General features: G+C 72.3%; 11 protein-coding genes. 4 read left to right on the forward strand and 7 right to left on the reverse strand.

All coding sequences use genetic code 11. The annotated features are described in order from the left end of the window. Window positions 1–4 precede the first annotated feature (4 nt). The gene (locus tag ACH4VO_RS04470) at window positions 5–493 is read right to left on the reverse strand and encodes an HD domain-containing protein (RefSeq protein ID WP_360992084.1); all 489 of its coding nucleotides are present in this window, start codon (window positions 491–493) and stop codon (window positions 5–7) included. Window positions 494–668: 175 nt separating this feature from the next. On the opposite strand from ACH4VO_RS04470, the gene ACH4VO_RS04475 reads away from it, so the two are divergent. Further along, window positions 669–1,847 carry a cation:proton antiporter gene (locus ACH4VO_RS04475; protein ID WP_360992086.1) on the forward strand — a complete coding sequence of 393 codons (1,179 nt, stop codon included), beginning with the start codon at window positions 669–671 and terminating at the stop codon, window positions 1,845–1,847. 269 nt (window positions 1,848–2,116) lie between these two features. Here ACH4VO_RS04475 and ACH4VO_RS04480 read toward each other — a convergent pair whose 3' ends face one another. Then, window positions 2,117–3,262, reverse strand: coding sequence for a PP2C family protein-serine/threonine phosphatase (locus tag ACH4VO_RS04480; protein WP_360992089.1), 1,146 nt, complete (start codon window positions 3,260–3,262; stop codon window positions 2,117–2,119). A 105-nt stretch (window positions 3,263–3,367) separates the two neighbouring features. Between ACH4VO_RS04480 and ACH4VO_RS04485 the strand changes: the two genes are divergently transcribed. Then, the gene (locus ACH4VO_RS04485) at window positions 3,368–4,600 is read left to right on the forward strand and encodes a GNAT family N-acetyltransferase (protein ID WP_360992092.1); all 1,233 of its coding nucleotides are present in this window, start codon (window positions 3,368–3,370) and stop codon (window positions 4,598–4,600) included. A 39-nt stretch (window positions 4,601–4,639) separates the two neighbouring features. On the opposite strand, the gene ACH4VO_RS04490 is transcribed toward ACH4VO_RS04485, so the two are convergent. Next, on the reverse strand, window positions 4,640–5,470 hold the full coding sequence (locus ACH4VO_RS04490) for a DNA-formamidopyrimidine glycosylase family protein (RefSeq protein WP_360992098.1): 831 nt from the start codon (window positions 5,468–5,470) through the stop codon (window positions 4,640–4,642). A 74-nt stretch (window positions 5,471–5,544) separates the two neighbouring features. Next, complete coding sequence (locus ACH4VO_RS04495; RefSeq protein WP_360992100.1) at window positions 5,545–6,033, reverse strand: ribose-5-phosphate isomerase; 489 nt, start codon at window positions 6,031–6,033, stop codon at window positions 5,545–5,547. A 244-nt stretch (window positions 6,034–6,277) separates the two neighbouring features. Between ACH4VO_RS04495 and ACH4VO_RS04500 the strand changes: the two genes are divergently transcribed. Continuing rightward, the gene (locus ACH4VO_RS04500; protein WP_360992104.1) at window positions 6,278–7,720 is read left to right on the forward strand and encodes an amino acid permease; all 1,443 of its coding nucleotides are present in this window, start codon (window positions 6,278–6,280) and stop codon (window positions 7,718–7,720) included. 573 nt (window positions 7,721–8,293) lie between these two features. On the opposite strand, the gene ACH4VO_RS04505 is transcribed toward ACH4VO_RS04500, so the two are convergent. Further along, a complete protein-coding gene (locus ACH4VO_RS04505) occupies window positions 8,294–8,887 on the reverse strand; it encodes a biotin transporter BioY (protein ID WP_360992106.1) in 594 nt (197 codons plus the stop codon). A 384-nt stretch (window positions 8,888–9,271) separates the two neighbouring features. Between ACH4VO_RS04505 and ACH4VO_RS04510 the strand changes: the two genes are divergently transcribed. Then, window positions 9,272–10,681, forward strand: a complete 1,410-nt coding sequence (locus tag ACH4VO_RS04510; RefSeq protein ID WP_360992109.1) for an amino acid permease — start codon at window positions 9,272–9,274, stop codon at window positions 10,679–10,681. 48 nt (window positions 10,682–10,729) lie between these two features. On the opposite strand, the gene ACH4VO_RS04515 is transcribed toward ACH4VO_RS04510, so the two are convergent. Beyond that, window positions 10,730–12,199, reverse strand: coding sequence for an alpha/beta hydrolase (locus ACH4VO_RS04515; RefSeq protein ID WP_360992111.1), 1,470 nt, complete (start codon window positions 12,197–12,199; stop codon window positions 10,730–10,732). A gap of 303 nt (window positions 12,200–12,502) precedes the next feature. Then, entirely contained in the window at window positions 12,503–13,573 is a 1,071-nt protein-coding gene (locus ACH4VO_RS04520; protein ID WP_360992113.1) for a hypothetical protein, read from the reverse strand. Window positions 13,574–13,585: the final 12 nt, after the last annotated feature.

Below are 13,585 nucleotides of genomic sequence, written 5' to 3' on the forward strand. Positions count from 1 at the left end.
GTACTCACTCGTCCGGTTCCCGCCCCGGGGCGGGCGCAGGGCCCCCGGACAGCCCCAACAGCCCGCGCATCAAGGCGTACTTCTCCGTCAGGCGGCTACGGGTCGCCGGCTCCAGGACCGCGAGGCGGTCGGGGTCCGCGTTGTGCGCCAGGTCCGACTCCTTGATCAGCAACGCCCCCGGGGTGGCCAGAATCCGCTCCACGTACGCAGCCAGGTCCTCGCCGTCCCGTCTGGTGACGGCGAGGACCATGTCCTTCACCCGCTGCGGCAGGGCTGCCTCGTCCAGCCACTGCCGGGAGAGCGCGTCGTCCTCCACGGCGTCGTGCAGCCAGGCGGCGGCTGTCTGCTCGTCCGTGCCGCCCCGGCTCCGCACCCCGTCGGCGACTGCGGCGAGATGCTCGGCATAGGGGCGGCCGGCCTTGTCCGTCCGGGTGCGGTGGGCCTCGCGGGCGATCGCCTCGACCTCGGCCAGGGACAGGTGCGGAGTCGGCATGCGCCCGACTGTACGCCCGGCCGGCAACTCCTCCCAGGGGTCGAGGTGCGCCGCACCTCCTGCGGTCCCGGAGAGCCGCGCCAGTCGTTCGGTAAACTAATTACTGACGATTTCTTGACGCTCTCTTGACCAAGCGAAGGACAGGCTCATCGGACACGCAGACACACTCATCGCCATGGGGGGCGCCTTCCTGGCCGCCGCCGTTCTCGCCCGCCTCGGCGGCCGCATCGGACTGCCGACCATCCCGCTGTTCATCCTGGCCGGAATGCTGCTCGGCCCGCACACCCCCGGGGTCGTCCTCGTCGAGGATCCCCACGAGCTGGAGATGCTCTCCGCACTCGGCCTCGTACTCCTCCTCTTCTACCTCGGCCTCGAATTCCATCTGGACGACCTGAAGAAGGGCGGGCGCAAGATGGCGCTCGCCGGCGGCACCTATCTCGCCCTCAACGTGGGCGCGGGTCTCGGTTTCGGCTTCGCGCTGGGCTGGGGCACCTCGGAGGCGCTGGTGCTCGCCGGGGTGCTGGGCATCTCCTCGTCCGCGATCGTCACGAAGGTCCTGGTGGACCTGGGCCGGATCGGCAATCCGGAGACGCGGCCGATCCTGGGCATCATCGTCGTGGAGGACGTCTTCCTCGCCCTCTACCTGGCCGCCCTGCAGCCGATCCTGTCCGGTGCGGACAACCTCGCCGCGGCGGTGCTCGACGGCGGCAAGGCCTTCGGCTTCCTGCTGCTGCTCGCCGTGGTGGCCAGGTTCGGCACCAAGGTGGTCGGCAGGCTGTTCCACACCAGGGACGACGAACTGCTCGTCATCTCCTTCCTCGGGGCGGCCGTCTTCGTGGCCGGGGTCTCGGAGTGGTTCGGCGTCGCGGACGCCATCGGCGCGTTCATGGTGGGCTTGATGCTGGGAAGCACCGCATCGGGCGACCGCATCCTCAAGCTGGTCCATCCGCTCCGGGATGCCTTCGGCGCGATCTTCTTCTTCGCCTTCGGACTGTCCATCGACCCGGGCGACCTCCCGAGCGTGGTGTGGCCGGTGCTGGCCGCCGTGGCGGTGACCATGGCGATGAACGTCTTCGCCGGGCTTGCCGCCGCCCGGGTCTACGGCTTCGGTCCGCAGGCGACGGCGAACATCTCCACCACCCTGCTGGCGCGCGGCGAGTTCGCGCTCATCCTCGCCACCATGGCGGCGGGCGCGGGTCTGGACGAGCGGCTCTCCCCGTTCATCGCCGGGTACGTGCTCCTGCTCGCGGTCCTGTCACCCCTGGCGGCCGGCCGGTCGCACTGGCTGGCCGGGATCCTGCCCGGAGGCCGTGAGCGGGAACGGGACACGGAGAGGGAGGCCGCACCGGTCTGAGGGACGGCACACGGCCCGGGGCGGGGCGGTGCCCTCGCGCGCCGCATCCCGGGACGGCGGAGCGCGGTGGCCACCCACCCGGGCCGTGTGCCCGGACCTCCGCCTGCCCGGGCCGGCTCCCGAACCGCCTCCGGGGGCTTCCTCCGCCCGGAGCGTCCGCCCGGTGCCCTCATCCGGCGGTCCTGCCAGGCGTCTTCACGTTCGAGTGAAAAAGTCGCGCCGCATTGACGCACGGACGGATTTCGTCCGGTTCGCACGGTTCCTGCGGTTCAGGCGCGACGCGACAACAGGAGCAGCGCGCGGTCGTCGTTGACGTCCTTCGCGCAGGCCTCGATGAGGTGCCAGGCCGCGCCCTCGAAGCCGGTGGTGACGTAGCGGTCGGCCTCGCCCGTCAGCCGGTCGATGCCCTCGGCCATGTCCCGGTCGGAGGCTTCCACGAGTCCGTCCGTGAACAGCATCAGCACGTCACCCGGTGCCAGCGAGCCCTTCACCGCGTCGAACTGCGCCCCGTCGTACACCCCCAGGAGCGGCCCCTCGGCCGCCTTCTCCTCCCACCGGCCGCTTCCGGCGTGCAGTTGCAGGGCAGGAGGATGGCCGGCCGAGAGGAGTTCGTAGTCCCCCGACTCCAGGTCCAGGACGAGGTGGATGGACGTGGCGAAGCCCTCGTCCCAGTCCTGGCGCAGGAGGTAGCCGTTGGCGGCGGGCAGGAAGCCGTGCGGCGGCAGTGAGCCCAGGAGACCGCCGAAGGCCCCGGACAGCAGCAGGGCCCGGGAGCCGGCGTCCATGCCCTTGCCGGACACGTCGGTGAGCACCGCTTCCAGCGTCCGTCCGCCGCCGGTGCGGGCCGCGACGACGAAGTCGCCGGAGAAGGACTGGCCGCCCGCCGGACGGAGCGCCATCTCGCAGTGCCACTCCTGGGGCAGCCGCGGCAGGGCGCTCTGGACGCGGATGCGTTCGCGGAGGTCGAAGAGCATGGTGCCGCCGCGTCGCCACGGCACCCCGACCCGGGCCCGGAACTGGGCGAGTACGAGTCCGAAGAAGCCGCAGGCGGCCACGACCAGGACGATGCCCGGGGTGACCCGGGCGGGGCCCTCCGTATAGGGGCCGAGGGCGATGGACTCCACGATCAGGGCGGTCGCGGCGGCGGCGTAGAGCCCCAGCAGGCTGGCCGGCCGCAGCAGCAGGCCGCCTGCGACGACCGGCAGGGCCAGGGCCGCCGGTGAGCACCACACCGGGTTGATCAGGCCCGCCCCCGCGATCGCCGGAACGGTGAGCAGCAGACCGGCGAGGGCTATCCAGTCCGACCCGTCCCCACGGAAGTAGTCGACCCCCGACCTGCGCAGCGCGATGCGCGCCCGGTGCGCCGATCTTCGCCACCGGGCCGGGTACGCGTCTACTCCTTCGCGACGGGCCATTGCGGGGACCTTATCCACTGCGCGGCCTCCGGTGCAGGGGGACCCCTGTGACAATGTGTCGGAAAATGGGTCGCCCGTCTGCCCGGCCACTGGTAGGCATGGCATATGACAACAGAGCTGCGGGTACCGAGCGCGTCCGAGTGGTCCGCGTGGTTCGAATGTCTCGAACTCGCCTTCGGCGGTGCCCTCATGTCCCCGGAGACCCGCGAGATGTACGCCGAGCTGGCCGCCCCGGAGCGGTCGATCGGCCACCGGGACGGTGCCGACTGGGTGGCCACGGCCGGCGCGCACCGCTTCCGTGTGACGGTACCCGGGGGGTCCGAGGTGGCCGCCGCCGGTGTGACGATGGTCAGCGTCGCGGCCACGCACCGCAGGCGGGGACTGCTGACCTCGATGATGCGGCGGCAGTTGGACGATGTCCGTTCGTGGGGGGAACCCCTCGCGGTGCTGTTGGCCTCGGAGCCCGGCATCTACGGCCGCTTCGGTTACGGCGCGGCCACCCGCGAGATGAACATGCGGATCGACACGTCACGCGTGCACCTCGACGTGCCGCCCGGCACGGACGGCGTGCGGGTGCGGTACGCGTCCCCGGAGCAGGCGCTCGCCGCCTGCGAGGCGGTGTACGCGGAGCTGGCGGCCGCCCGGCCCGGCGCCCCGGTGCGGCAGCCCGGGTGGGACCGGATGGCGGTCCTCGATTCGGCGCGGGACAGGGACGGCGGTTCCCCTCTGCTGTGCGTCCTCGCGGAGCGGGACGGCCGGGTCACCGGCTACGCGACGTACCGGATGAGGCCGGACTGGGATCACGAGGGGCCCAGGGGACGGGTGCTGCTGCGGGATCTCTGGGCGCTGGATCCGGCTTCCTACGCGGTCCTGTGGCGCTTCCTCTTCGGGATCGACCTGACCTCGGTCGTCGAGTGCTCCAACCGGCCGCCGGACGACGCCGTGCTGCACCTGGTCTCGGACGTACGGCGCTGCGACGTGCGCGTGCGGGACGGGCTGTACGTCCGCCTGGTCGAGGTGGGCACGGCTCTCGAGGCGCGGAGCTACCGGTCCCCGGTGAATGTGGTGCTGGACGTGGAGGACTCCTTCTGCCCGTGGAACGCCGGGCGTTGGCGGCTGACCGCGGACGCGAAGGGCGTGGCCTCCTGCCGCCGTACCGAAGACCCCGCTGATCTCGCGCTGTCCGTGCGCGAGTTGGGGGCCGTGTACCTCGGCGGGGTGTCGCTGACGGCGCTGGCCGCCGCCGGGCGGGTCCGGGAGACGCGGCGGGGCGCGGTGGCCGAGGTGTCCTCGGCGTTCTCCTCGGACGTGGAGCCGTGGTGCCCCCACGGGTTCTGAGCACGCGCCGGACCGTGCCACCGGGACGTGGGTCGGCCCTCAGCGGCTCTGGCAGGCCGGACACCAGAAGAGGTTGCGGGCCGCCAGGTCCGCCGTACGGATCGCGGTGCCGCAGACATGGCAGGCCTGGCGGGCGCGGCGGTAGACGTAGACCTCTCCCCCGTGGTCGTCGACGCGCGGCGGCCGGCCCATGGCCTCGGGCAGGTGCTCCGGGCGGACCGTGTCGATCCGGTTGTTCCGCACGCCCTCGCGCATCAGCTCGCCGAGGTCGGCCCAGAGGGCGTCCCACTCGCCGCGAGTGAGGTCCTTGCCCGGCCGGTACGGGTCGATGCCGTGCCGGAAGAGGACCTCGGCACGGTAGACGTTGCCGACGCCCGCGACGGTCTTCTGGTCCATCAGCAGGGCGGCCACCGTGACGCGGCTGCGGGAGATGCGGCGCCAGGCCCGCTCGCCGTCCTCGTCGGTGCGCAACGGGTCCGGCCCGAGCCGGTCGTGTATGGCCTGTTTCTCGGGCCCGGTGATCAGGGCGCAGGTGGTGGGGCCGCGCAGATCGGCGTAGTGGGCGTCGTTGACGAGACGGAGCCGGACCGTGTCGGTGGGCGGCGGGGCCGGCGCCGTGCCGAAGCCGAGCTTGCCGAACAGGCCGAGGTGGATGTGGACCCAGGAGGGTCCGCCGACTGCGGCCCCGCCGCCGCCGAAGCCGAGGAAGAGGTGCTTGCCGTGGGCGTCGACGGCGGTGAGGGTCCGGCCGTCGAGCAGCTCCGCGCCTGCGGCGAACTTCCCCTGCGGGCTGCTGACGCGCACCGGCCCGCCGGCGAACCGCTCCTGGTGGTCGGCGGCGAGGCGGTGGATCGTATGCCCCTCGGGCACGGCGGATCTCCTGGGAACACGCCTGTGCCGCCGGGCGGGGACCCGGCGGCACAGGGAAGCGGGTACGGGGCCGTTCAGCCCTGCTGGGGGTGGTGCGCCGGAATGGGGGGGAGCTCGCCGGTGGTCTCGTAAGCCGACAGCATCTCGATGCGGCGGGTGTGGCGCTCCTCACCCGAGTACGGGGTGGCCAGGAAGATCTCGACGAACTTCGTGGCCTCCTCACGCGTGTGCATCCGGCCGCCGACGGCGACCACGTTGGCGTTGTTGTGCTCACGGCCGAGCGCGGCGGTCTGCTCGCTCCAGGCGAGTGCGGCCCGTACGCCCTTGACCTTGTTCGCGGCGATCTGCTCGCCGTTGCCGGAGCCGCCGATGACGATGCCGAGGCTGCCCTCGTCCGCCGCCGTCCGCTCGGCGGCGCGGAGGCAGAACGGCGGGTAGTCGTCCTGGGCGTCATAGATGTGGGGACCGCAGTCGACGGCCTCGTGGCCGTGGGCCGTGAGCCACTCGACGAGGTGGTTCTTGAGTTCGTAGCCGGCATGGTCGGAACCGAGGTACACGCGCATGGGGCGAAGTGTGGCACGGACGGGACGGGGTAGCCGTCAGCGGGGTCCGGACCGTCGGGCCGTCCACCGGGGCGGCTCCGGACCCCGGATGTGTGCGACGCCACTCCGGCAACGATCGGGTCAAAAAACTGGATGAAAGGGTTCCACTTCCGGTGCCGTCCAGGCTTGAATGCGTGACGCGCCGCGCACCACCCTCGCGACGGCAGGACCGGCACCCGCGATCAGACACGTAAGGATTCGATCCATGACGTCGCAGACGACTCTGGAGCAGTCGGGCCACCAGCCCGGCGATCCGGACCAGCCGCACTCCCCGGACGGCCTCAAGGCCGGCCTCAAGAACCGCCACCTCTCGATGATCGCCATCGGCGGCGTCATCGGCGCGGGCCTCTTCGTCGGCTCCGGCGCCGGCATAGCGGCCGCGGGACCGGCCATTCTCCTGTCGTACGCGCTGGTCGGCCTGATGGTCGTCTTCGTCATGCGGATGCTCGGCGAGATGGCCGTCGCCCGTCCGAGCTCCGGCTCCTTCTCCGCCTACGCGGACCGGGCCCTGGGCCGCTGGGCGGGCTTCTCGATCGGCTGGCTGTACTGGTTCTTCTGGGTCGTGGTGCTCGCCGTCGAAGCCACGGCGGGTGCCAAGATCCTGGAGGGCTGGGTCCCGGGTGTGCCGCAGTGGGCCTGGGCCCTGATCGTCATGGTGGTACTGACGGCGACCAACCTGGTCTCCGTGGGCTCGTACGGCGAGTTCGAGTTCTGGTTCGCCGGGATCAAGGTCGTGGCGATCGGCGCCTTCGTCGTCGTCGGCCTGCTCGCCGTCTTCGGCGTGCTGCCCGGCTCGGACGGCGGGGGTTCGGGACTCGCCCATCTCACGGACACCGGCGGCTTCTTCCCCGAGGGTCCGGGCGCCATCCTCACGGGTGTGCTGATGGTCGTCTTCTCCTTCATGGGGAGCGAGATCGTGACCCTGGCGGCCGGCGAGTCGGAGGACCCGCGGCGGGCGGTCTCCAAAGCCACCAACAGTGTGATCTGGCGCATCGCCATCTTCTACCTGGGCTCGATCTTCGTCGTCCTGACGCTGCTGCCGTGGAACGACCCCTCGATCGTCGAGGACGGCTCGTACGTCGCCGCACTGAACGTCATCGGCATTCCGCACGCCGGCCAGGTCATGGACGTCATCGTGCTGACCGCCGTGCTGTCCTGCCTCAACTCCGGCCTCTACACGGCCTCGCGCATGGCCTTCTCGCTCGGGGAGCGGGGCGACGCGCCCAGGGCGTTCGCCAAGGTGAACAGGCGGGGCGTGCCGCAGACGGCCATCCTCTCGTCCGTCGTGTTCGGCTTCGTGGCCGTGTTCTTCAACTACCAGTGGCCCGACACGGTGTTCCAGTTCCTGCTGAACTCCTCCGGTGCGGTCGCCCTGTTCGTCTGGCTGGTGATCTGTTTCACGCAGCTGCGGATGCGGGGCATCATCCTGCGCGAGTCGCCCGAGAAGCTCGTCGTACGGATGTGGCTCTTCCCGTACCTGACGTGGGCGACCATCGCGATGATCTCGTTCGTCCTCGTCTACATGCTGACCGACGACGCCGGGCGGGAGCAGGTGCTCCTCTCGCTGCTGGTCGCCGCGCTGGTGGTGGCCGTCTCCCTGGTACGCGACGCCCGCGCCAGGAAGGCGGGAACAGCCCCGGTCGAGTGACCGGGCGGGACACCTGACGGCGGGTGTCGGATATTGCGGGAGGCTCTCCTTCGGCGCGCGGGTCACGCGAGCGGGAGGAGAGCCTCTCCCATGACCACCGCCCCCGCCTCCTTTCCGGACCGCTTTCCCCCCTGTACGCCGTGCGCGTTCCTCGCCGAGGCCCGGGACCCGGCCGGCGCACAGGCCGCCGTGCGGGACGCGTCCTCGCGGGCCGGCGCGTCAGGGTCCACGCCGACCCGGCACGGGCGGTCCGGCCCGGTCGCGAGCGGAATGGGGACGCCGGTCAGCACCCGCGGATGGGCCGCGTGGGGACCGGCCTCCGCGACGCGGGCTTCCTGCCGCGGCTGTCCGCCCCGCCCGATGGCACGTAGGTGGCGGCGGTACGGGCGCTGTACGCGTGCCGTACGCGCGGGACATCGGGGAACTGGCGCCGGAGGGTGGGCCGGTCCCTGAACTCCTCGTTCGGCGGCGACGGCCGCACCGGGGGTTCCCCCTGCGCCCGGACACGCGAAAGGCCCGCCGGGCTGGTGTCGCGTCACGACCCGGCGAGCCTGTTCGGTGGTTCCTGCGGTGTCAGCCGCGACGCCCGAGGAGCTTCCAGGAGGCGGGCAGCGCGCCCATGGCCAGGGCGGCCTTGAGCGCGTCGCCGATCAGGAACGGGGTGAGGCCGGCGGCGACGGCCGCGCCCGCCGACATCCCGGTGGAGAGCGCGAGGTAGGGCACGCCGACGGCGTAGATGATCAGTGAGCCGACGGCCATGGTGCCCGCGGTGCGCAGGACGGAGCGGTCACCGCCGCGGCGGGCCAGAGCGCCCGTGACCGTGGCGGCGAGCAGCATGCCCAGGACGTAACCGAAGGAGGCGCCGCCGGCTCCCGAGCTGCCCTCGGAGAACCACGGCACGCCGGCCATGCCGACGACCGCGTACAGGGCCAGGGCGAGGAAGCCGCGGCGGGCGCCGAGCGCGGTGCCGATGAGCAGCGCGGCGAACGTCTGGCCGGTGACGGGGACCGGGGAGCCGGGGACGGGCACGGCGATCTGGGCCGCGATGCCGGTGAGCGCGGCGCCGGCGGCGACCAGCGCCGTGTCCACGGCGTAGCGGTGCCGGGCCACGGGCAGCAGGTCGGCGAGGACCACTCCGGAACGGGTGGGGGCGGCAGCAGTGCTCATCGGGACTCCGCGGGTAGGGCAGCAGGACGGGTGGGACGGACTGGGGGTGACGTTAGCCGACGGGGCGTCGCCCGATCACCATCAGCCGCCCACAAAGCGATGGTCGGCGGCTTCGTCGGGTTCACACAAAGGGTGGGACTCAACCACGCGGGCGAGTGATGCTCGTCACGGTGGTGAGCGGTGGATCGGCCGAGACGGAAGGGAAGGCGCTCCGCACAGGAGACTGTAGGTTTCCCATAACCGGGTCCCACGGTAAGGACCGTAGGCGGATGTGCACCACGTGTGAGCCTGGTGACCGTATAGCGGACACCCGTTCCCCGTGGACGGGGCGCGCGCCCAGACTGTGTGCCGACCTCCCGCCCGACCAGTGAACAGAGCCTGTCCATGTCCCGGACCTCCACGCCGCCCTCCACGGAGGCCGCCGCGCCCGCGGCCGACTCCGCGCTGACCCACGGCCTCAAGCAGCGCCACCTGTCGATGATCGCCCTGGGGGGCGTCATCGGGGCCGGGCTGTTCGTCGGCTCCGGGGCGGGCATCGCAGCCGCCGGCCCCTCGATCGTCGTCGCCTACGGCATCTCGGGCCTGCTGGTCATGTTCGTGATGCGCATGCTCGGCGAGATGTCGGCGGCCGACCCGGCGTCCGGCTCGTTCTCCGTCCACGCCGAACGGGCGATCGGGCCGTGGGCGGGCTTCACCGCCGGGTGGGCGTTCTGGGTGCTGCTCTGCGTCGCCGTCGGCCTGGAGGGCATCGGCGCCGCGCAGATCGTGACGGGCTGGCTGCCCGGCACGCCCGCGTGGGCGTGGGTCGCGCTGTTCATGCTGGTCTTCCTCGGTACCAACCTGGCCGCCGTGAAGAACTTCGGCGAGTTCGAGTTCTGGTTCGCCGCGCTCAAGGTCGTCGCGATCACGCTCTTCCTCGTGCTCGGCGTGCTCGCTATCCTCGGCGTCCTGCCCGGCACCGACTCCCCCGGCGGCTCGAACCTCACCGGGGCGGGCGGTTTCCTGCCGAACGGTTCGAACGGCTTCATCATCGGGCTGCTCGCCTCCGTGTTCGCCTACGGCGGGCTGGAGACGGTCACGATCGCCGCAGCCGAGTCGGAGAACCCGGTGGCGGGTGTCGCCAAGGCGGTGCGCACGGCGATGTGGCGGATCGCGGTCTTCTACGTCGGCTCGATGGCGGTCGTCGTCACCCTCGTGCCGTGGGACCTCCCGGAGGTCGCCGAGGTGGGGCCGTTCTACGCCACCCTCGACCACCTCGGCATCAGCGGCGCCGCGGAGATCATGAACGTGGTCATCCTGGTCGCCCTGCTCTCCGCGATGAACGCCAACATCTACGGCGCCTCGCGCATGGCCTGCTCGCTCGTCGCGCGCGGCCAGGGCCCGAAGCGGCTCGGCACGATCACCTCGGGTGTGCCCCGCAACGCCGTACTCGTCTCGTCCGCCTTCGGCTTCCTGTGCGTCCTGCTCAGCTACTGGCGTCCGGACGACGTCTTCCCGTGGCTGCTCAACATGATCGGCGCGGTGATCCTGGTCGTCTGGGTCTTCATCGCCGTCTCCCAGCTGGTCCTGCGCCGGCGGCTGGAGCGCGAGGCGCCGGACCGGCTCGTCGTCCGCATGTGGCTCTTCCCGGGCCTGACGGTCGTGGCGCTCCTCGCCATGGCGGGCATCTTCCTCCTGATGCTGCGCCAGCCGGGCACCCGGGACCAGCTGCTGGCGACCGGGGCGCTGACCGGGGTCCTGATCGTCGTCGGGCTGGTGCGGCAGAGGCGTGCGGCACGCGACCCGCGCACCTGAGGGCGGGTGGTGGCCTGCGGGACTGACCGGCGCGCTCCGGAAACCGGTTCAGGACGGCACCGCGGGACAGCTGGCGCCCCTCGGTGGGACGGCCAGGTCGGTGAGGTAGTCGTCCACCGCGTCCTCCATGCACGGACCGCTGGTGACGCTGCCGTGCCCCTGGCCCTCGTAGGTGAGGAGCACGCCGCTGCGGCCGAGCTGCCGGGCCACCGAGACCGCCCACGGGTAGCCGGTTGCGGGGTCGTGCAGCGCGTTGGACAGCAGGATCGGCGGGGCACCGTCCGCGTCCAGGCGGTGCTGCGGGTTGGTGGTCGGCGCGCCCAGACACGCCGCCACCATGTGGATCGGCAGCAGGTAGGGCATGTCGGGTGCGGTCCTGTTCATCATGGCGACGAGCGAGGCGTACTCCCGATAGCCACGCACCGGCAGGTGCCAGTCCGCGCAGAAGACCGGGGTGGCCGGCGGCAGCGGCGCGGTCGAGGTGGGAGAGGCCGGCAGCGGCCTGCTCGTTTCCATCCCCGCCATCATCACGGCCAGGCCCGCGTAGTCAGCCTCGTAGAACTTCCGGAACGCGACCTTGTTGACCAGATCCGAAGACGACAGCGAGACACCCGGCCTCGCCGGGTCCTCCAGCTCGCCGCGTCCGGCCCGGGCCAGCAACCCCTGCCAGAGGGCGCGTACGTCGCGGCCGTGCAGCGCGCAGTCCGCGGTGCCGTCGCACCACTTCACGAACTCCTGGAACGAATCCGCTGCCGCGGCCGCCTCGGACCGCAGGAAGTCCCGGGTGGTCGGCACGCTGTGGTCCATGACGCTCTCCAGCACCATCGCGCGCACGCGGCGCGGGAAGGTCTCGGCGTACTGCGCGCCGAGCAGCGTTCCGTAGGAGCTGCCGTGGAAGGTCAGTTTCCGCTCGCCGAGGGCGGCCCGGAGGGCCTCCAGGTCCTGGACCGTCTGGGCGGTGTCGAGGTGGTCGAACACCGGGCCGGTACGGGCCCGGCAGTCGGCACGGAGCCGCTTGTCGTACGTCACAGTGGCGTCGAAGTCCGCCTGGCTCTTCAGCTCCGGTGACGGCCGCTCGGCAAGTAGGTCACCGGAGCAGGTCACCGGGCTGCTGCCCCCCACACCGCGCGGGTCGAAGCTGACGATGTCGAACCTCCGGCGGACCTCGGGGCTGAACCGGCTGACGCGGCGCACCACCATCTGCACACCCGAGTCGCCCGGGCCGCCGGGTCCGAAGACCATCGAGCCGACGCGTGCGCCGGGGTCGGCGGCCTTGCGGCGGGCCACAGCCAGGCCGAGTCGCGGCCCCTCCGGGTGGGCCCAGTCGACCGGCACCGCAAGAGTGGCGCACTCGGCTCCCGGCTTCGCCGGATCGTCGCACGGCGCCCACCGGAGGGCCCCTGCTGAAGACGGCGACGCGTGGACCGAGGGAGCGGAGGCGAGGCAGCTGACAGCGGCCATGACGGCTCCCACGGCTGCGGCCAGCAGCCGCAGCCCTGATCGGGCCCTGAACGGCATGGATCCTCCTCGTGAAGAGATCGGTGGGATCAGTCGTACGGACCCGGCCGGGGCACGTGCCGTCACGTTAGGTACGCCGACGCGCGTGTGGTGCCCGTGTCAGGGGCTTTTCCGGGTCGGATAGGGGGCGGGCCAGGGACGATCGGTACGCAGGGCGAGAACAGCCGGGGTCAGATCAGGCGCCGGCTCCGCCGCGGTCTCGGCAGACGTGGTCGACCCCGCCGAACCCGGAAGGCCCTCACTCGTTCAAGATCCCCAGACCGTGATCACCGTCACCGCACCCAACCTCCGTGGACAGAACACCTAGTCACCGCCGCCCCCGCCGCCGTCACCGCCCCCTCCCCCGTCGCCGCCGTCGCCTCCGCCCGAGTCACCGGCGTCGCCGCCGTCCGCGCCCCAGCCGTCGCCGCCACCGGGTTCGTTGTCGTCGCGGCCGACGCCGAGGTTGCTGAACCAGGGGCGGTCCCACGCGAAGTCGGTGGCGACCGGCTCGCCGCCCGCGTCCCGGGACCGCTCGGCCCGGAAGCGCGCCGTGCCGGTCGTGTCCCCGAGGCCGAAGGCGACGGCGAAGACCTGGGCCATGACGGCGTCCAGCGGGTCGGTGCTCTCGTAGCGCACGGGGGCCAGCGGCAGCAGCACCGTGCCCGGCTCGCGTGCCGGGCGGCGCGGGGGGCGGGCCAGCAGGGCGACGCGCCGCTCGTCGCGCAGCAGCCACGAGCTCGTCGCGTTCTCCCGCCGCAGCGTCCAGCGCTGCCCGGGCAGCCGCACCTCGACCGTGCTCCGGGACTTGCGCAGCCTCTTCCGAAGTTCGAGCTCCGCCACCACGTCACCGGCGGTCAGGCGCAGACCGCCGGACAGGCCGGCCGCGTCGCCGCGGAAGCCGCGCGGGGCCCGTAGCCGTACGACGGGTGCCCGCGGCCCCCATACGTCCACGCGGACCAGGCGGCGGTCCACGGCGACCGTGACGGGTCCGGCGGGGCCGGGCGCGGCCCTCCGCGCGATCCACAGCGGTACGCCCTCGGCCCGGGCCCGGTCCGCCAGGGCGGCCACCTGCTCCGGCCCGCCGCACCGCCGTACCGCGAGCTCGCCCAACGCCCGCGCGAAGGACGCGGCCTGACGTACCCTCATCGGCTTGGCAGTGCCGGTCACCCGGATCACCGGCACGACCCCGGCGCCGTCCGCGAGCCGTTCCAGCGGGCGCTCGGCGCCACCGCCTCCCAGCCAGCACCCCCGCACGTACGCCTCCGCCATGGCGCCGAGGTTCAGCTCGTCCAGCGGGGTGGTCCTGCCGCCCCTGCGCAGCCGGTCCCCCGTCAGCTCCACCGTGTTCGCGAGCGGATTCCACGACCGCTCGCCGTAGAGCACCTCGCTCATGACACCCCCCAT

Origin of the sequence: Streptomyces sp. NPDC020780 (assembly GCF_044334475.1) — a bacterium.
Taxonomy (GTDB): Bacteria; Actinomycetota; Actinomycetes; order Streptomycetales; family Streptomycetaceae; genus Streptomyces.